The organism is uncultured Tenacibaculum sp., assembly GCF_947499065.1.
Taxonomy (GTDB): domain Bacteria; phylum Bacteroidota; class Bacteroidia; order Flavobacteriales; family Flavobacteriaceae; genus Polaribacter.
Genome location: NZ_CANMMT010000007.1, coordinates 1 through 17,559, shown reverse-complemented (window position 1 = coordinate 17,559; position 17,559 = coordinate 1). Strand labels below are relative to the sequence as shown.

General features: G+C 30.0%; 24 protein-coding genes. 7 read left to right on the top strand and 17 right to left on the bottom strand.

Going from position 1 to position 17,559, the window contains the following annotated elements; translation table 11 throughout:
- Positions 1-14: 14 nt before the first annotated feature.
- From Q0958_RS13845 to Q0958_RS13825, 5 genes are read right to left on the bottom strand one after another with little or no spacing between them, the layout of a single operon-like run.
- Positions 15-860: a biotin-dependent carboxyltransferase family protein gene (locus tag Q0958_RS13845; protein WP_299124080.1), complete on the bottom strand. Its 846-nt coding sequence runs from the start codon at positions 858-860 to the stop codon at positions 15-17.
- Positions 853-1,572 carry a 5-oxoprolinase subunit PxpB gene (gene pxpB, locus Q0958_RS13840; protein ID WP_299124078.1) on the bottom strand — a complete coding sequence of 240 codons (720 nt, stop codon included), beginning with the start codon at positions 1,570-1,572 and terminating at the stop codon, positions 853-855. The genes Q0958_RS13845 and pxpB overlap by 8 nt, the downstream gene beginning before the upstream one ends.
- Entirely contained in the window at positions 1,565-2,305 is a 741-nt protein-coding gene (gene pxpA / locus Q0958_RS13835; protein ID WP_299124075.1) for a 5-oxoprolinase subunit PxpA, read from the bottom strand. The genes pxpB and pxpA overlap by 8 nt, the downstream gene beginning before the upstream one ends.
- Positions 2,295-3,521 carry an Nramp family divalent metal transporter gene (locus Q0958_RS13830; RefSeq protein ID WP_299124073.1) on the bottom strand — a complete coding sequence of 409 codons (1,227 nt, stop codon included), beginning with the start codon at positions 3,519-3,521 and terminating at the stop codon, positions 2,295-2,297. Before Q0958_RS13830 ends, pxpA begins: the two co-directional genes overlap by 11 nt.
- Entirely contained in the window at positions 3,514-4,617 is a 1,104-nt protein-coding gene (locus tag Q0958_RS13825; protein WP_299124072.1) for a DUF2891 domain-containing protein, read from the bottom strand. The genes Q0958_RS13830 and Q0958_RS13825 overlap by 8 nt, the downstream gene beginning before the upstream one ends.
- 76 nt (positions 4,618-4,693) lie before the next feature.
- Here Q0958_RS13825 and Q0958_RS13820 point away from each other — a divergent pair, with 76 nt between their 5' ends.
- From Q0958_RS13820 to Q0958_RS13790, 7 genes are all read left to right on the top strand, one after another.
- On the top strand, positions 4,694-6,013 hold the full coding sequence (locus Q0958_RS13820; protein ID WP_299124070.1) for an anthranilate synthase component I family protein: 1,320 nt from the start codon (positions 4,694-4,696) through the stop codon (positions 6,011-6,013).
- 24 nt (positions 6,014-6,037) lie between these two features.
- Positions 6,038-6,550: a hypothetical protein gene (locus Q0958_RS13815; RefSeq protein WP_299124067.1), complete on the top strand. Its 513-nt coding sequence runs from the start codon at positions 6,038-6,040 to the stop codon at positions 6,548-6,550.
- Positions 6,551-6,630: 80 nt separating this feature from the next.
- Positions 6,631-6,864 (top strand): hypothetical protein, encoded by a 234-nt coding sequence (locus Q0958_RS13810; protein ID WP_272151319.1) that lies wholly within the window; start codon positions 6,631-6,633, stop codon positions 6,862-6,864.
- 3 nt (positions 6,865-6,867) lie between these two features.
- Positions 6,868-7,692, top strand: coding sequence for an alpha/beta hydrolase (locus Q0958_RS13805; RefSeq protein ID WP_299124062.1), 825 nt, complete (start codon positions 6,868-6,870; stop codon positions 7,690-7,692).
- Positions 7,693-7,747: 55 nt separating this feature from the next.
- Positions 7,748-9,106, top strand: coding sequence for a TlpA disulfide reductase family protein (locus Q0958_RS13800; RefSeq protein WP_299124060.1), 1,359 nt, complete (start codon positions 7,748-7,750; stop codon positions 9,104-9,106).
- A 58-nt stretch (positions 9,107-9,164) separates the two neighbouring features.
- Positions 9,165-10,475 (top strand): tRNA lysidine(34) synthetase TilS, encoded by a 1,311-nt coding sequence (gene tilS, locus Q0958_RS13795; RefSeq protein WP_366140157.1) that lies wholly within the window; start codon positions 9,165-9,167, stop codon positions 10,473-10,475.
- Positions 10,476-10,501: 26 nt separating this feature from the next.
- Positions 10,502-12,466, top strand: a complete 1,965-nt coding sequence (locus Q0958_RS13790) for a cytochrome c biogenesis protein CcdA (protein WP_299124058.1) — start codon at positions 10,502-10,504, stop codon at positions 12,464-12,466.
- A gap of 102 nt (positions 12,467-12,568) precedes the next feature.
- Here Q0958_RS13790 and Q0958_RS13785 read toward each other — a convergent pair whose 3' ends face one another.
- The 12 genes from Q0958_RS13785 to Q0958_RS13730 form a co-directional block, all read right to left on the bottom strand.
- A complete protein-coding gene (locus Q0958_RS13785; RefSeq protein WP_299124055.1) occupies positions 12,569-12,769 on the bottom strand; it encodes a hypothetical protein in 201 nt (66 codons plus the stop codon).
- Positions 12,770-12,982: 213 nt separating this feature from the next.
- Positions 12,983-13,192, bottom strand: coding sequence for a hypothetical protein (locus tag Q0958_RS13780; RefSeq protein WP_299124053.1), 210 nt, complete (start codon positions 13,190-13,192; stop codon positions 12,983-12,985).
- A 15-nt stretch (positions 13,193-13,207) separates the two neighbouring features.
- Complete coding sequence (locus Q0958_RS13775; RefSeq protein ID WP_299124050.1) at positions 13,208-13,447, bottom strand: hypothetical protein; 240 nt, start codon at positions 13,445-13,447, stop codon at positions 13,208-13,210.
- A gap of 90 nt (positions 13,448-13,537) precedes the next feature.
- Entirely contained in the window at positions 13,538-13,744 is a 207-nt protein-coding gene (locus Q0958_RS13770; protein ID WP_299124047.1) for a hypothetical protein, read from the bottom strand.
- A 23-nt stretch (positions 13,745-13,767) separates the two neighbouring features.
- Positions 13,768-13,968, bottom strand: coding sequence for a hypothetical protein (locus tag Q0958_RS13765; RefSeq protein WP_299124045.1), 201 nt, complete (start codon positions 13,966-13,968; stop codon positions 13,768-13,770).
- Between the two features lie 81 nt (positions 13,969-14,049).
- Positions 14,050-15,339 carry an HlyD family efflux transporter periplasmic adaptor subunit gene (locus Q0958_RS13760; RefSeq protein ID WP_299124043.1) on the bottom strand — a complete coding sequence of 430 codons (1,290 nt, stop codon included), beginning with the start codon at positions 15,337-15,339 and terminating at the stop codon, positions 14,050-14,052.
- 89 nt (positions 15,340-15,428) lie between these two features.
- Positions 15,429-15,644: a hypothetical protein gene (locus Q0958_RS13755; protein ID WP_299124040.1), complete on the bottom strand. Its 216-nt coding sequence runs from the start codon at positions 15,642-15,644 to the stop codon at positions 15,429-15,431.
- 207 nt (positions 15,645-15,851) lie between these two features.
- Positions 15,852-16,088, bottom strand: a complete 237-nt coding sequence (locus tag Q0958_RS13750) for a hypothetical protein (protein ID WP_299124038.1) — start codon at positions 16,086-16,088, stop codon at positions 15,852-15,854.
- Between the two features lie 101 nt (positions 16,089-16,189).
- Positions 16,190-16,360 carry a hypothetical protein gene (locus Q0958_RS13745; protein WP_299124036.1) on the bottom strand — a complete coding sequence of 57 codons (171 nt, stop codon included), beginning with the start codon at positions 16,358-16,360 and terminating at the stop codon, positions 16,190-16,192.
- A 200-nt stretch (positions 16,361-16,560) separates the two neighbouring features.
- Positions 16,561-16,767 (bottom strand): hypothetical protein, encoded by a 207-nt coding sequence (locus Q0958_RS13740; RefSeq protein WP_299124034.1) that lies wholly within the window; start codon positions 16,765-16,767, stop codon positions 16,561-16,563.
- A gap of 87 nt (positions 16,768-16,854) precedes the next feature.
- Positions 16,855-17,064, bottom strand: a complete 210-nt coding sequence (locus tag Q0958_RS13735) for a hypothetical protein (RefSeq protein ID WP_299124032.1) — start codon at positions 17,062-17,064, stop codon at positions 16,855-16,857.
- Positions 17,065-17,184: 120 nt separating this feature from the next.
- Positions 17,185-17,373, bottom strand: a complete 189-nt coding sequence (locus Q0958_RS13730) for a hypothetical protein (RefSeq protein ID WP_299124030.1) — start codon at positions 17,371-17,373, stop codon at positions 17,185-17,187.
- Positions 17,374-17,559 lie beyond the last annotated feature (186 nt).

Here is a 17,559-nt window from a genome sequence, read left to right as displayed (position 1 = left end):
CACCCCAATAAAGTTTACTCAACAACAAACCTCAACACATCTCCCGTAGTTTTTTGAGCAAGTATATTAATCCCTTTTTCTGAAAGTTGTAATACACGAGGATAGCCTCCTGTAACCTGACAGTCTCGCATTAGTACAATCAATTTTCCAGAAGGCGTTAATTGTACTGTACCTGGTAACACTCCTGAAGTTAACATGGAATCAAAATTATTGGGAACAATCTCATTAAGTCGATACCCCATACGACTATTATCTGACGAAATGGTAAATAGAGTTTCTTGAAGTAATTTTATTTGTTCAGAAGAGAGCATATTAAATTCTGGACCTTTAAAACACGAAATCTTTTCAGAAGTAAAATGTTTTAATTGTACTTTAACCGTAGCAAAACTTCTTTCCAATTGATTTTTTACAGTTTCTATTTGTAGAACTGCTCCTTTTTTCAACATAAAATCTGGCGTGATTCCTTTGTAAAAGCTTCGGCTATTAAGAAACTGTGCTGTTTTTAACCCTCCCAAGACTCCTATATACGTTCGCACCCCATAGTTTCTTTTTCCAAAAGATAATATTGTTCCTTTTGTAACTCTTTGTACTGAGTTTAGTTTAATAGATGCATCATTTAACTTAGGAGAAAAATCAGCTCCAGTAATACAAATAAAAGTATCTGCTAAAAATTCTAGTTTACAACCTCCGAAAGTAACTTCTATAAGCGCTGCATCTTCGTTATTATGTAATAAGTTATTACTTAATTGTGCCGAATAAACATCCATTACTCCAGAAACTGGCACTCCAATTTTCCGATATCCTTTTCTACCAGTATCTTGTATAGAACTATAAATTCCAGAAGCTAATACTTTAATCATCTAACAACGTTTTTGTTAATTGATATTTTTCCTTCTGCCCTACTATCTTTTCGTATTCTGAGAGTGTTATTGGCACAAACTGAATTTTATCTCCTGACTTTGCAAAACATGGTGTTTCTTTTGTAATATCAAACAATGATATTGGAGTTTGCCCTATAATGTTCCATCCTCCTGCACTCTCCTGCGGATAAATCCCTGTTTGACTTCCTCCTATTGCCACCGACCCTTTGGCTACTTTTAATCTTGGTGTGGCTTTTCTAGGAAAATGCAAACATTTTTCTAAACCTCCTAAATATAAAAAGCCTGGTAAGAAACCTATAAAATACACGTTATACTGAGTAGCACTATGCTTTTGTACAAGCTCTTCTGGTGTTAACTGTAAGTTTCTCGCTAGTTCTTGTAAATCTATTCCAAACTGTGGCTCATAACATACTGGTATTTCCCATAAATAGTTTGACTCTTCTGCAATTGCACTACTGTCTTCATATAATTCTTGTAGTGATGTTATTTCTTGTTTTTTAGGCTCTTCCTTATAAACAAGCATTAACGAATGATAGCCTATAATGCTATCTTCTATAAGTTCTGATTTCTTCGAACTTACAAGCTGCTCAAACCTTGTAATATCTCGAATAATCTCTTCTGATATTACTGCAGTCCATTCTATTAAAATGGTTCGTTCTCCAAAAAATGTATATGTTGGCTTTTTAAACAACGTTGATATTATTTTCTGTAAGCTTTGTATGAATATACTTCACTAATTCTTCCGCACTCTCTGTATCTCCATGCACACAAATAGTATCGGCTAGTATTTTCTTGACTCCTTTAATTGTAGCTACTTTTTTGTCTACAATCATCCTTTGTATATGCAAAAACACTACTTTTTTATCGGTAATCATGGCATTTTCTTGACTTCTCGGCACCAAGGTCAAATCCTCATTATAATTCCTATCTGCAAAAGCTTCATACTGTATTTGCAAATTATTTTTTAAAGCTTCTTCTGCAATCACCGAATTATAGGGAACATATAAAAATAGTTCTGGACAAGTATTTTGAATTGCTTTTATTACCAATTGTGCTACACTTCTACTCTTTGCTATTATATTATACAAAGCGCCATGTGGTTTTATATGATGTAGTTTTTCTCCTTGTAACGCAGCCCTTTCTTTCAGTAAATTAATTTGATTTTCTATACTGTACTGAAGTTCTTTTTCTGAAATATCTAATACCACTCTTCCAAAGTTTTCTCTATCTGGAAATGAAGGATGTGCTCCAATTTTCACTTTGTGCTTTTTAGCTAGACTTATTACATAATCAATAATTTTTACACTACCAGCATGTGCTCCGCATGCAATATTGCAGGAAGATATATAAGGCATCAAAGTTGCTTCGTTTCCAATGCCTTCGCCTACATCACAATTAATATCTATAGATAATTTAGAATACATCAAATACCTTTAAAACACTTTTTAGTCCTAAGAATATACTAATTCCTAAAATTAAAAACCCAATAATATTTTGAGTTTTTGTATTACTATACTTTCCTAGTAATGATTTTTTATTCATAATCCACAATAGAATTCCTGCTATAATTGGCAACAACATTCCATTGGCTATTTGTGCAAACTTGATAATTTCAATTGGTTTTATTCCTATAGAAGAAAACACTACTCCTATCAATAAAATAAACATCCAAACTGCTCTAAACTTTTTAGACTTTAATCCTTCTTTCCATCCTAAACATCCTTTTGCTACATAGGCCGCCGCCAAAGGTGCTGTTATTGCCGATGTAATTCCAGCTGCAAACAATCCTAATGCTAAGAAGTATTTAGAAAAACTTCCGTATAATGGTTCTAATCCTTTAGCTAAATCGGCTGCATTATTTATTTCTGATGAATTGATAGCTGCTGCTGAAATTATAATTGCCATAGAAACCAATCCTCCCAGCACAATAGAAATTATTGTATCTTTTTTTGCAAATGATAAATCTTCCGAAGTTTTCCATTTTTCCTTTACTAAAGAAGCATGTAAAAATAAGTTATATGGCACTACTGTAGTTCCTATTAGCCCTATTATCGTTAACAAACTTTTCTCTGGGAATTTAGGAATCAACATTCCTTTTATAATCTCCAAAAAGTTTGGCTTTGTTACAATTGCTGTTATTAAAAAAGAAACACTCATTAAAATAACCAAAGTAACCAAAGCTCTTTCTAAAAACTTATAATTCCCTATGTATAAAAGAATAAAAGCAATGATTCCAATGATTAAACTCATTACATTTACCGTAAAACCACCAAAAGAAAATAACCAACTACCAAATACGGTTTCTAAACCTAAAATTCCACCACTTATATTTCCAGCTTCGTAAGATGCATTCCCAACAACAATAGCTGACAGTATTAAAACCGTAATAAACTGTTTAAAAAAAGGCGATTTTATTTCTTCTCTAATTACTTCCGATAATCCTTTTTGAGAAATTATCCCCAACCTTGCCGCCATTTCTTGTAATACAATAGTAGCAATAATGGACAATAGCATTGCCCATAATAAATTCATTCCAAAATTAACTCCTGCGAGTGTACACAATGTTACAGTTCCTGGACCAATAAAAGCTGCTGCTACTAAAGTTCCAGGACCTATATTTTGAAATAGTTTTTTAATCATTATCAATAGAGTTTAATGCATAAATAGCAAAACTTCCTAACCAATGACCTCCTTCATAACTATCGCCTACAATATTTGGCAACGAATAGTTTATATGCTGATTAGCTATATTTTTTAAGTGCTTATAATTTGGCATTCCTTTAATAATTCTATTCAATGCCCAAGCTCTTGAAAAGTTTACTCCATCTAAGTGAACTAGCTTCCCATCTTTTCTATCCGACACTTCTCCTACTGGAAATGTAAAATTCTTATCTTTTAATTGTGGAAGAAAATCGGCAAACCATAATCTAAATTCGGCTGGTGACATAATACGTTTCATAATTGCTGCTTCTTGTAAACAAGGCGACAAGAAATCGTAACCACTAGGCTCCCATGATAACGGACAATGTGCATCTTTTAAATAAAAGTCTCTTGCTCGTTTTTTAATTAAATCTTGTAACTTAGAATTTCCTACTGTTTTTGCATAATCCCACGCAAAGGTTAATCCAAAAGCTGTGTTAGTATGTTCTCCTACTCTAATTGGATATTTTAATTTTGGTAAAAAGTCAAAATATTTCTCTACAATTAAGTCTGTTAATGGTTGTAAGTTTTTTTCTAGTTGTCTAGCAGTTGGACTATCCCATGTATGTAGTTCTTCTGCTAACTTTAATAACCAAGCCCACCCATAAGTTCGTTCATAACTTTTATTATGCTTTCCATGAAAATAAGCTACTTCTTTCTCTATGTTTTCTTTTGAAATGTTATTCAGTAGTTTTTGCTCTATTTCTACTGAATTATTAAGGTTTGGAAATTGTTTTAATAAAGAAACTAAACTCCAATGCCCATGTACAGACGAGTGCCAATCGAAACAACCATAAAATGCAGGATGTAATTCTTTTGGTGATTGTAAATCTAACGAATCACCTATTACCTGATTCAATTTATTAGGATACTCTACTTCAATACAATTTATTGGTAATGAAACTAACCGTTTAGCTTGCTCTAAATTTAAAGTTGGTACTGGTTCTTTTTTTATTTCCGCTACTTTCTTTTTCTTTTCTGGCGTATTACATGCTATTATAGAAACAAGTAAAAAAAAGAATACTGTTTTTTTCATTCTGTTTAATTAATTAGATTTTTATAAAAGTAGGAAAAAGAAAACAAAAGTATTTTCGTATTCTTATTTTTGTACGATGTCTAAAAGAACTCAACGTAATTTTAAAATAGAAGATCCTAAAATATTTAAGCAAAAAGTATTTTCATGGATGCAACAATTTGAAACTGCTATTTGGCTAGATTCAAATAATTACGAACAAAAATATTCTTCTTTTGATTGTGCGATTGCTGTTGATGAATTTACTTCTATTAAAACAGATTACCATAATGCCTTTGATAAATTAAAAGAATACCAATCTTATACCAAAGATTATATTTTCGGGTATATCAGTTACGATGTTAAAAACGATACAGAAAAACTGAGTTCTAATAATTTTGATGGACTTCATTTTCCTGATTTGTATTTCTTTCAGCCTCAAAAACTAATTTTCATCAAAGGAAACACCGTTGAATTTCATTATTTACAAATGATTGATGATGAACTAGAAGAAGATTTTGAAGAAATTATCGAGGCTATTCCTATTTATAATAGAATCCAAGAAAATAATTCACCTGAAGAAAGTGATATTAAAATTAAACTTCGAATTCATAAGGACGAATACCACGAAAAAGTTACTAAAGTTTTAGAACACATTCACAGAGGTGACATTTATGAGGCTAACTTTTGTCAAGAATTTTATGCTGAAAATACAATCATAAACCCTTACGAAGTTTACACACATTTAAATGAGATTTCCGAACCTCCTTTTGCTACTTTTTTCAAGCATGAGAATTTACACCTTTTATCTGCTACTCCTGAAAGATATATTAAAAAAGAAGGAACTAAAATTATTTCTCAACCTATAAAAGGAACTGCAAAGCGTTTAATTAGTCAAATAGAAGATGAAAAAATTGCTTTCGACTTAGCTCGTGATGAAAAAGAGCGTTCGGAAAATATTATGATTGTTGACTTAGTTAGAAACGACCTATCTAGAACTGCTATAAAAGGAAGTGTTCAGGTAGAAGAATTATGCAAAGTATATTCTTTTAAGCAAGTACATCAAATGATTTCTACTGTAACTTCAGAAGTAGCAATTACTACACATCCTGTAGATGTAATAAAAGATACATTTCCTATGGGAAGTATGACTGGAGCTCCTAAAATTTCAGCAATGAAAATTATTGAAGAATTAGAGGAAACTAAACGTGGATTATATTCTGGTACAGTAGGTTACTTTACTCCTGATGGAAATTTTGATTTTAATGTAGTAATCAGAAGTATTTTATACAATAGTGACGAAAAATACGTTTCTTATTCAGTAGGTGGTGCCATTACTGCCAAGTCTACTCCAGAAAAAGAATATGAAGAATGTCTTTTAAAAGCTAAAGCCATGAAATATGTTCTATTAAACAACTAATTAAACTTAATTATATTTATCCCTATGAAAAACATTTTTAAAACCTTAATTCTTGCCACCTTATTAATTGGTGGAATTGCTTGTAAATCCAATAAATATTCTTTTGTAAATAATTACCCTGTAAAACAACTTCCTCTGATTGACAGTACAAATTTTAACAATCATGTAGAAGGGAAACTTTTAAATAAAGAAGAGCAGAAACTATTGAAATTGCCTTCAATTTTTGAAGATCAATTAAATGATGAAAAAGCTAAAATTGGAATTTCATATTTACCTAAAATATCAGATAATTTTCAATCAGTTGTTTTCTATTTCTACCCAAACAACAATGAAGTTATTTCAATGTTAGTAAACTACGATAAAGACTTTACTATAATTAATAGTCAAGTTTTGGCTTATGATGAAATTACAGATGGTATCTTAAAAACAACTTCAAAAATTGATAAAAACAGAATTGTGTTAACAGAATATGTTTCTGAAAACCCTTCTACTCTTTATTTTAAAATTTCAGACGAAGGAGATATCACTAGAGAATAAATAACCTCTACGGAAGCTTCAGAAGCAAAATTAAAAACCTCTACTAAATTAAGAGGTAGTTTATTTATATATACTGAATAATGATTATAGATCAAGAAGAAAAATTCACCCAAGTACTTTCAAACATAGAAGGAATAGTAAATGAGCAAAGCTTTTTTAATAAGTTTTTAGAGTTATATCCAGAAGCATGGAAGCAACATAAAATTGCTTTCTCTAAATTTAAAAGAAGTAAACAATTTGGTAAAACTATCCCTTTGCCTAAGCCTGAAGTTTCTTTAAAAAAAGAAATCAGAGTTTGGTTAAAAAAACAATAGATTATGACACATCAAGAATTCAATTTTAATTATCATAAAACAACTTTTTTTGGCCAATACTGGCAGCCTGAAACTGTAAAAGCTGTGGTAATTCTTGTTCATGGAATGGGAGAACACTCTGGTCGTTATCAACATGTGGCTAAAAAACTTACGGATAATAATTTTGGAGTTATTGCTTTTGATCATTTTGGACATGGTAAAACTACTGGCAAACGTGGACACAACCCTAGTTTTGATGCTGTTTTAGAAAGTGTTTCTAAATTAATAGAACAAGCAAAAAACGTTTTTGGAAACAAACCAATGTTTTTATATGGACATTCTATGGGAGGGAATACCGTAATTAATTATACACTTCGTAACGAACATAATTTAGTAGGAACCATAGCAACCAGTCCAATGCTAAAGTTAGCTTTTCAACCACCAGCTTGGAAATTATCTATTGGAAAATTAATGCAGAAAATTGCTCCTTCTATTACTTTACCTAGTGAATTAGAAACTTCTCATATTTCACGTATCCAAGAAGAAGTAGATAAATATGTAAATGATTCTTTAGTACACGATAAAATAAGTCCTAACTTTTCATTATCCTTCTTCGATTCAGCAGATTGGGCTATAGAAAATGCCGCCTCTTTAAAAACTCCTATGTTTTTATTACATGGAACAGACGATAAAATTATTGATTATAAAGGAACCGAAGCATTTGCTAATAATACTGACAACGCAACTTTAAAACTTTATCAAGGAGGTTATCACGAATTACATAATGATTTATGTGCTGAAGAAATGCTTAATGATATTGTTGATTGGTTAAATTCAAAAACGAAGTAAACCAACTTGTCATTGAAAATATTATATTGCGTAAACTTTAATACAAACAGTAACTATGAGAAGACTACTATTACTAGTAATAGTTCTAACTATTATTTCATGTAAACAAGAAAAAAAGAACTACGTTTTGTTTTCTGGTAAAATTGAAAATCCAAACAGTGGTTTATTAGCTATTATAAATAGCGAAAACAAAAAAGTAAAAGATATAGATGTTTCTGAAACCGGAACTTTTTCTGATACTATTTTTGATGCTAATGGATATTTTAGATTTTCTGACGGAAAAGAAAGTTCTACTATTTATTTACAAGATGGGTATAACATTACCTTAAATATGAACGCTAAAGAATTTGATGAAACCATTACTTATAAAGGTGAAGGTAGTAATGAAAATAACTTCTTAGCTCAAAAATACTTAATCAAAGAAAAGCAAGACACTAAAGATTTATTTTCTTCAGAAGAAGCAGACTTTTTAAAGAAATTAGACAATCAAAAAACTGAATTACTAAATTCTTTTACTGATAACTTAGACAAAGACTTTATTGATTTGGAAAAAACAAGCATTAATTATGATCATATTATGACTGCAAAACAATATGAGCGTGCACATGCTTATTTCACCAAGAATAACGATTTTAAAGCATCTAAAGATTTTCCTGACTTAGCAAAGGATTTAAATTATGATAATGAAGAGCATTATAAAACATTCTCTGCTTACAAAAATTTAGTAGGAAGAAATTTTTATGCTAAAGTTGATGAAGTTGTAAAAAAAGATAGTGTTGCTTTTGACAAGGCTGCAGTTGACTTTATTAAAAATGTAAAAAGTAAAGTTATTAAAAACGGATTATTAAAAAGTGTAGCATATGAAGTTTCTTTTGAAAACCCAAATCCAGAAGGAATTTACAATGCTATTATAGAACTTTCTACTGATGAAGATTTCAAAAAAGGATTAACTCAAAAATATGAATTAATCAAAAAACTTGGTCGTGGTTCAGATTCTCCAGCTTTTGAGAACTTTGAAAACTATGCTGGTGGTACATCTTCATTAAAAGACTTTAGAGGTAAATATGTATATATTGATGTTTGGGCTACTTGGTGTGGACCATGTAAAGCAGAAATACCATCATTAAAAAAAGTTGAAAAACAATACCACGATAAAAACATTGAGTTTGTAAGTATTTCAATTGACCCTAAAAAAGACCATGGTCTTTGGGAACAAATGATTAAAGATAAAGAACTTGGGGGGGTTCAATTATTTGCTGATAACGATTGGAACTCTAAGTTTATAAAAGATTACGGTATTAACGGTATTCCTCGTTTTATCTTAATTAACCCTGAGGGAAAAATTGTTAGTGCAAGTGCTCCTAGACCATCAAATAAAGCTTTAATTGATTTATTTGATGAATTAAAAATTTAAAGTAAAAAACACAAAGCCTTTTTAGTTAACTAAAAAGGCTTTTAATTATCTATTCATATTGCTTAGACTAGCTGAACATATTAATAACAACCTCCCTTTTTTAAGAAAAAAAAAGCTTTTAATTGCTATTTCAGGAGGAATAGACAGTGTTGTTTTAACCCACTTATTACATCAGTTAAAGTTTAATATTTCATTAGCTCATTGTAACTTTCAATTACGAGGTAAAGAGAGTGATTTAGATGAAATTTTTATTAACGATTTAGGAAAAGAACTTTCATTAAGTACTCATACAATTCAATTTAAAACAGATGAGTATGCTAAAAAACATAAACTATCAACTCAGCTAGCTGCTAGAAAACTCCGTTATGATTGGTTTAATCAATTAGCTAAAGAACATGATTTCGACTACATTTTAACAGCTCATCATGCTGATGATAATTTAGAAACATTTTTAATCAATTTAACAAGAGGCACTGGTTTAGAAGGCTTAACAGGAATTCCTACTATAAACGGTAATATAGTACGTCCTTTATTGATTTTTTCTAGAGAAGAAATTAAGAATTTTGCCATAACAAATGCAATTCAGTGGCGAGAAGATGCTAGTAATTCCGAAATAAAATACCTTAGAAATAAAATAAGACATCAAATTATTCCTACTTTAAAAGAGGTTAATCCTAGCCTATTAAATTCATTTATTAAAACGAATGAATTTTTAAAGCAATCTCAACAAATTGTAAACGATAAAATAAAAGAAATATCTCCTGAAATCCTTATTAATAAAGGGGATATTATAAAAATAGACATTAAGAAAATTTTATCTTTTTCTAATCCAAAAGCTTATTTATATCAAATTTTAAAGGAGTATAAATTTACTGAATGGGATGATGTTTACAATTTAATTTATGCCCAATCGGGTAAGAAAGTATCAACAAATTTCTATACTTTATTGAAAGACAGAGATTTTTTATTACTTTTACGCACTAATAAAAACAGCTCGTCTGAAAATGAACGAGTTATCATTTATAAAGAAAACACCCAAATAGTAAGTCCCATTAACTTATTATTTAAAAACGTTCAAAAAAAGACAAGAACAGATATAAATACTATTTATGTCGATAAAAATTTATTAAATTACCCCCTCATCCTAAGAAAATGGGAAAAGGGTGATTATTTTTATCCTACAGGAATGATGGGTAAAAAAAAATTAAGTAAATATTTTAAAGACGAAAAGATATCTGTTTTTGACAAAAAAAACATTTGGTTGCTTTGTTCAGGTGATAATGAAATTATTTGGATTATCGGAAAACGACAAGACAGGCGTTTTTTATCTTCTAACAGCACAACACAATTATTAAGAATAACTATATAAAAACAACCCCTTATAAACTAACTCGAATGAAAAAATTCTTTACTCTATTTTTATTGTTCATAGGTTTTACGGTTTACTCTCAATCAGATGACAATCCTATTGTTGTAACTCCTACCGTTGAAAAAATTTCGGACACCGAATACGACTTAATTTTCGAAGTAGAAATTGCTGAAGATTGGCACTTATACTCGCAATACAATCCAGAAGATGCTTCTTTACCAATGACTATTGCTCCTGCTGAAGGACAAACTGGTTATACTCTTAATGGTAAAGCTAAGGAAAGTGAAACTGAAACTGAATTCAGTGAAATTTGGGGAAAAGATGAAATCTTTTTTGTTGATGAAGCTAAATTAATTCAACGAATTACTGTTTCTGATCCAAGTTTAACTCAAATTACACTTAACTTAGACGCTCAAATATGTAAGGAATATTGTTTACCTTTCGATGAAGATTTTACTTTCTCATTAACTGGTGAAGAAGTTGTTCAAACTGTTGCTGAAGTTGATGATAAAAGTCAATCTTTATCTCAAACATTGAACTTAAACTTAAAAAACACAGTTTTATTAAAGAGTTCTACTGAGAAAACTAATGATGAAGAAGGTGATACTTTATTTAACATTTTCTTATTAGGATTTGTAGGTGGTTTATTAGCCTTTTTAACTCCTTGTGTTTTCCCAATGGTACCTTTAACTGTATCGTTTTTCACAAAGCGTTCTGAGAAAAAAGGAAAAGGAATAGGTAGCGCTTTATTATATGGTTTCTTTATTGTTTTAATTTATGGACTTTTAAGTTTACCATTCCACTATTTAGATACTTTAGACCCAGAAATTTTAAATACTATTTCAACTAATATTTGGTTAAATGTGTTTTTCTTTGTGGTACTTATATTCTTCGCAGGATCTTTCTTTGGTTTCTACGAATTAACATTACCAAGCTCTTGGAGTAACAAGGCGGATAGTGCGTCAAACATTGGAGGTATTATTGGTACTTTCTTCATGGCATTAACTTTAGCTATCGTATCATTCTCTTGTACAGGACCTATCTTAGGATCTTTATTAGCAGGATCTTTAGGTACTAATGGAGGTGCAATGCAATTATCTGCTGGTATGATTGGTTTTGGTACTGCATTAGCTTTACCTTTCGCTTTATTTGCAATGTTCCCAGGATGGTTAAATTCTTTACCAAAATCTGGAGGATGGTTAAATACTGTAAAAGTTGTTTTAGGTTTCTTAGAATTAGCATTTGCTTTTAAATTCTTATCTAATGCAGATTTAGTTGGTCACTGGGGAGTATTAAAAAGAGAAGTTTTCATTGGTATATGGGCTTTAATTGCTTTCTTAATGGCTCTTTATTTATTTGGTATCATCGGAAAAAAGTATGGTAAAATTTCTTTCTTTAGAGTTTTACTTGGTTTAACTGCTTTAGCAGCTGCTGTTTACTTAGCTCCAGGTGTTATGGAAAAACCAGCATGGAATCAAGGAAAATTATTAAGTGGATTTGCTCCACCTAAGTTCCATAGTATATATAAAACAGACAATCAATGTCCTCTTAACTTAAATTGTTTCAAAGATTTTGAAGAAGGTATTGCTTATGCTAAGTCTGTAAACAAGCCTGTTTTATTAGACTTTACAGGTTGGGCATGTGTTAACTGTCGTAAGATGGAAGAAAACATTTGGAGTCAACCAGATATCTATTCATTAATTAATGATGATTATGTATTAATTTCATTATACGTAGATGATCATGAAAGAAAATTACCAGAAGATCAACAATTTGATTTTATTAAACCAAATGGTAAAGTAAAAAGAATTAGAACTTATGGTGACAAATGGGCTACTTTACAAGCAGCAAACTTTAAAACTGCTTCACAACCTTTCTATGTGTTAATGAGCCCAAGTTTAGAGGTACTTAATTCTCCTCAACAATATACAGATCACTCAACTTATTATAAATGGTTGAAAACAGGTTTAGACCGTTTTAACAATAACTAATTATAAGTTACTAAATAATAAACAAAAGCCTCTTAATTAAAATTAAGAGGCTTTTTTAATTATATAATATATAATTATATTAATTGGTGTCAATCATAACTTTTAGCAAAGTGATGGAAATACTGAACAAACATCAATATCAATAACACCACAACCTGGGCCATAACCTTCACAAGGTTGATTTATTATTTGTCCTACACCATTACATTTGCATATTGGAAGTTGTTCTTTATCACCTCCTAACACTAATTTTTGTTCAGGCTTTTTTAGAATTTTACCCAAACTTAAAATCTGATTTTTCATATTATAAAATTTATAAAACAATTGAATGACACCCCGAATAACTATCTCTGAAACATAGTTCCAATTGTGGGTAACACATCATTATCTTGTATTAGAATACTAGTGAGTTTAACAAATTTATGCTTCGCAGGTATAATTAGCTATTTGTTCAGATGTTTTTTAACATCTTTGCTAAATTTACAATTGAGGTTATCATTTTTAACGTTTTAATTGTTAAAATGTTGGACGGATTTTACATTGAAAACCGCATCCTGGAAAGTACACCCAAGGACTTATACAATCAACATCTGCAACAGGCTGTTCATAACAACCTCTGCTATTTGGCCCTTCATTATTACCTTCTCCAGGAGCTTCTCCTCCTTTAATAGTTTTTTGCTCTGATTTATTCAAAGTCTTTCCTAAATTTAAAATTGATTTCTTCATAACTTAATTATATTTTTAAAATAATGTACCGTAAATTCTTACCTCAAATCCTGAAGCTCCCCAATGTAAAATACATGGTTCACATCTTGTTTGAGCTGGATCTGCTCCATGAGATATAGCTGCAGCCATAGCACTATTACATCTACTCATAGATGTATAACAACTACTTCCTATGAAGTTAATTCCTCCTCCTGCAATTGATTTTTGTTCTGCTTTATTTAAAGCTTGTCCTAAATTTAAAATTGATTTTTTCATCTCTACATTAATGTTTTTAGATTTAATAAAATTTGTAGGATATAAGAACAGTTTTATAAATACTGTCATTATAATACTAATAAAATTATTTTATGGTCCTTCCGGTGCAACCATACAAACCCATCCACATCCTGGAGCATAAATCCATGGACTTATACAATTTACAGCAGTCGTTCGATATTTATAACATCCCTGCCCATTTGGACCATTATCTTCCTCTCCTTCAAAACCTCCGTTAATTGTTCTTTGCTCAGCTTTCTTTAGAGCTTTTCCTAAATCTAAAATTGATTTTTTCATTTTATATAAATTTAAGATTTTAATTATTTACCAAAACAATTAGCATGCACTAACACTCTTGATTTACACTCAAATGGTAACGCATGGTAATCTTCACAAGTACCACATCCAAATCCTGCTATCCCATAACAAATAGGACCTGGACAACTTGGACCTCCTCCATTAATTGATTTTTGCTCTACTTTATTTAAAGCTTTTCCTAAATTTAAAATTGATTTTTTCATTTTAAGTAATTTAAATTGATTAAATCCTTGATCATTTAAAGACACTCAAGGGTTATGTCTATTCTTCGCGAAAGAATATTTTTACTTGACAATATTTCTAAGTTGATAGAAAAAACGCTCTATCAAACGTAAATCTTCAGTTACAATATTTGCAGTTCCTTTCATTTCCTGTTTGAAAGCTATTTTTTTGTCATAAGTTGTTTTTAAGTCTTGAGGCAAGTTTACATCTATTAAATAGTTTCCTTCTTCATCAGGAATCGGAGATATTGATTTGACAGTTCCATTTAACTCACCAAACTCATCCGATGGGTAATTTAATAGTTTGATTTGAACTTTTTGACCTTTCTTTATTTTTCCTGAATTTGCTGCAGGAGCTTTTATCTTTCCTATAAACGAATTTCCTTCGGTAGGAATTACAATAAAAATTAACTCTCCTGTTTTTACAGTCTGATTTTTATTCCAAAAAGACAAAAAAGATACTTTACCATTGATAGAAGAAGTTAATGCATATTGCTTTTCCCAATCTCTTATTGCTTTTTTTAAGTGTAAGAATGATTGAATAGCTTTATTTTTAAAACGAATATCATTTTGTGTTTTCTTTATAGAAGTACCTTCTATATTTCTATTAGAATTATTGATTAACTCTCTAATTTGTGATATTGAATTTTCTAAACCTTTATAAGCTCTTTCAGATTGTAAATAATCCACTTCTTTTTGCTCTTTTTCTTTAGCTGAAATAACTCCTTGAGAAAATAAGTTTTCACTTCGTTCAAGGTCTTTCTTTTTAAATTGTAGTTCTTTTTTATTAATTTCTTTTTGAGAAATTAAAATTTCTAATCTGCCTTTGGCTTCTATAAGCGACATTCTATTGGCAAAACTTTCAGATTTAAGAGGTGTTAACTTTTCATTTAACTGATATTCAGTATAATCATTTTGGAATTGAGAAAAACTAACCGTTATATCTCCTAATAGTAAAGGAGGTAATTTCTCTATAGGGAAAGAAAAAGCGTTTTTATTTATGTTTATAGTATCTACAATACTTTTTAATAGTAAAACATCTTTGTAAGAAGCGCTGTTTTCTATGACAGCTAGAATCTCATTTTTTGTTACATTTTTTTCTTCACTAGCTAAAAACACTTCAAATTGACCTGCTGATTTAGCATATATTTTTTCAGGAGGAAATGATGTAGTTACCATTACTTCTGAAGTAATTACATCAGGATATTTTACAAACCATGAGATAAATAAAAGCATAAGAATTAATACTAAAAACAAAGTGTTTCCCCAACGAATCATCCAATTGGGTACTTGGCTTAGTATTTCTTGTACTTCTTCACTACGTATTTCTATATCTTCTATTTCTCTTGGCATATTTTATTATTAGGTTTGATTAAATAAGGGAAGTAATTAGTTACTTCCCTTATAAGGATAAAACAATTCATCCTTATTATTTAAGTTTTTTAATTCAACTCATTTCCTTCCATACAAGAAGCATGTACTAATACACACCTACTTGCTCCTGGATATGCGCTCATTTGTCCACAAGGTAAACATCCTGGAACTGGACCAAAACATAATCCATGATTTATATAATAATCGCAAGGAGACCCTCCGTTTACTTTTTTTTGTTCTGCTTTATTTAAAGCTTTTCCTAAATTTAAAATTGATTTTTTCATAATTTAATTTTTATACTCTTTCTAAGAGTGTTAGTTATTTTTCATAAAAGATAGTTTCCCTTAAAATAATATAAAGGATACTAACAGTTGGTAGTGTGAGAATTTCTTCCAACGTACTAAAACCAAAATCAACCTTCTTTTTGTTCTTTTATATTTAGAACTTTTTCAAGGTTTAAAATTCAGTTTTTCATTTTTTATTAATGATTCTTATACTGGATCAACTGGGCCTCCACCTGGATTTCCTCCACCTGGGGTTCCTCCACCTGAGTTTCCTCCACTTCCACCTGTATTACAGTTACAGTTTAATGGTTTCCAAAAAATTTGCTGTAAATAAGGATCGGCACACCATTCAAAACATGGCCCATAAAATTGTTGTCCTCCATTAATAGACTTTTGTTCAGCTTTATTTAAAGCCTTACCAACATTTAAAATTGATTTTTTCATTTTAAAAAAAATTAAATTGATTAAATCCTTGATCATTTAAAGACACTCAAGGGTTGTGTCTATTATCCACGAGAGATTTTTTTTAAATCTTATTAATTAATTTAACAATATTGAGCAATACATTCTCCTATACACACACCGTACACCGTTCGGTCGCCTCCACTATTTGCTATACAGTAACTTTGACAATCAAAACAATTAACTCCTCCGTTTACTTTTTTTTGTTCGTCTTTATTTAATATTTTTCCTAGATTTAAAATTGAATTTTTCATTATTTTATGTTTTAAAAATTGTTTTTTTTATTTAAAATGGACAGGGATCGGTATCAGAAGTACAGAAGTCAAAATTAGACCAGCAATTACACGTACCATCGCTGCACCATTCAATACATCGTGTACCTTCACTTCCTTTAATTCTTTTAAGCTCTTTTTTAGCTAAAGATTTACCTAATTTTAAAATTGAGTTTTTCATTTTACCATGGAAGCTCATTACCACCAGAGCATACATCTCCTGTACAAGTATAAAAAGGATCATTTCCTATAAAAGGATATTGACTAATCCAGAAACCTTGTGTTCTAGTACAACAGAATTGGTATAGAGTAGGTATGAAACCTCCTTTAATTTCCTTTTGCTCTACTTTATCTAAAGCCTTACCTATATTTAAAATTGATTTTTTCATTTTCAAATAGTTTATAAATTGATTAAATCCTTGACTATTTATAGACACTCAAGGCTTATGTCTATTCTTTGTGAAAGAATATTAATTCTAAAATTCAAAACAACCGTTATCCAAATTAACACAAGATGCAGCTCCTGGATAATTACCTATTTGACTACATGACTTACAATATGGATCGTTATCAGCAAAACAAAGGTTTATCCTAGCATAATAATCGCAATTGTTACTACCACCTTTAATTAATTGTTGTTCAGTTTTTTCTAGAATTGCTCCTACTTTTAAAAGTTTCTTTTTCATTTTAAAAAATATGAATTGATTAAATCCTTGAACTTTTCAAGACACTCAAGGAATAATTATAGTTACTATAATGAATTGTACAAACTCATTTGATAATAAATAGCTTATAAAACGTAACTTTTATAAACTGCAAATCTCATCATATCGAGAATCAAAACTCAAACAAATACCAGAACAACAACGAAGTCTAGCTGAGTCACAATCTAAATCTGAATTACATCCAAATTCTCCAAATCCAACTCCTCCATTAATTTTTTTTAAATCAGCTTTGTGTAAAGCTTTTCCTAAGTTTAAAATTGACTTTTTCATTTTTAAATAATTTATAAAATTGATTAAATCCTTGATCTTTTAAAGACACTCAAGGATTGTGTCTATTCTTCGCGAGAGAATATCTTTATAAGGCCTTTATTTACCTAAATCAAGTTGATTTTTAACTAGATGGTAATAACTTCCTTTTAGTTTGATAAGTTCTTCATGTGAACCTTTTTCTATAAT

Coding starts and splice junctions, on each gene's coding strand:
- Q0958_RS13825 (WP_299124072.1), bottom strand. CDS start 4,617: ATGAAAAAAACAGTATTCTTTTTTTTACTTGTTTCTATAATAGCATGT.
- Q0958_RS13785 (WP_299124055.1), bottom strand. CDS start 12,769: ATGAAAAATCAGATTTTAAGTTTGGGTAAAATTCTAAAAAAGCCTGAA.
- Q0958_RS13800 (WP_299124060.1), top strand. CDS start 7,748: ATGAGAAGACTACTATTACTAGTAATAGTTCTAACTATTATTTCATGT.
- Q0958_RS13815 (WP_299124067.1), top strand. CDS start 6,038: ATGAAAAACATTTTTAAAACCTTAATTCTTGCCACCTTATTAATTGGT.
- Q0958_RS13805 (WP_299124062.1), top strand. CDS start 6,868: ATGACACATCAAGAATTCAATTTTAATTATCATAAAACAACTTTTTTT.
- Q0958_RS13765 (WP_299124045.1), bottom strand. CDS start 13,968: ATGAAAAAATCAATTTTAAATTTAGGAAAAGCTTTAAATAAAGTAGAG.
- Q0958_RS13820 (WP_299124070.1), top strand. CDS start 4,694: ATGTCTAAAAGAACTCAACGTAATTTTAAAATAGAAGATCCTAAAATA.
- Q0958_RS13735 (WP_299124032.1), bottom strand. CDS start 17,064: ATGAAAAAGAAACTTTTAAAAGTAGGAGCAATTCTAGAAAAAACTGAA.
- Q0958_RS13750 (WP_299124038.1), bottom strand. CDS start 16,088: ATGAAAAAATCAATTTTAAATGTTGGTAAGGCTTTAAATAAAGCTGAA.
- Q0958_RS13775 (WP_299124050.1), bottom strand. CDS start 13,447: ATGAAAAAATCAATTTTAAATTTAGGACAAGCTTTAAATAAAGCAGAA.
- Q0958_RS13845 (WP_299124080.1), bottom strand. CDS start 860: ATGATTAAAGTATTAGCTTCTGGAATTTATAGTTCTATACAAGATACT.
- Q0958_RS13830 (WP_299124073.1), bottom strand. CDS start 3,521: ATGATTAAAAAACTATTTCAAAATATAGGTCCTGGAACTTTAGTAGCA.
- Q0958_RS13755 (WP_299124040.1), bottom strand. CDS start 15,644: ATGAAAAAATCAATTTTAAATTTAGGAAAAGCTTTAAATAAAGCAGAA.
- Q0958_RS13745 (WP_299124036.1), bottom strand. CDS start 16,360: ATGAAAAATTCAATTTTAAATCTAGGAAAAATATTAAATAAAGACGAA.
- Q0958_RS13780 (WP_299124053.1), bottom strand. CDS start 13,192: ATGAAGAAATCAATTTTAAATTTAGGAAAGACTTTGAATAAATCAGAG.
- pxpA (WP_299124075.1), bottom strand. CDS start 2,305: ATGTATTCTAAATTATCTATAGATATTAATTGTGATGTAGGCGAAGGC.
- Q0958_RS13760 (WP_299124043.1), bottom strand. CDS start 15,339: ATGCCAAGAGAAATAGAAGATATAGAAATACGTAGTGAAGAAGTACAA.
- Q0958_RS13810 (WP_272151319.1), top strand. CDS start 6,631: ATGATTATAGATCAAGAAGAAAAATTCACCCAAGTACTTTCAAACATA.
- Q0958_RS13770 (WP_299124047.1), bottom strand. CDS start 13,744: ATGAAAAAATCAATTTTAGATTTAGGAAAAGCTCTAAAGAAAGCTGAG.
- Q0958_RS13790 (WP_299124058.1), top strand. CDS start 10,502: ATGAAAAAATTCTTTACTCTATTTTTATTGTTCATAGGTTTTACGGTT.
- Q0958_RS13730 (WP_299124030.1), bottom strand. CDS start 17,373: ATGAAAAAGTCAATTTTAAACTTAGGAAAAGCTTTACACAAAGCTGAT.
- Q0958_RS13740 (WP_299124034.1), bottom strand. CDS start 16,767: ATGAAAAAATCAATTTTAAATATAGGTAAGGCTTTAGATAAAGTAGAG.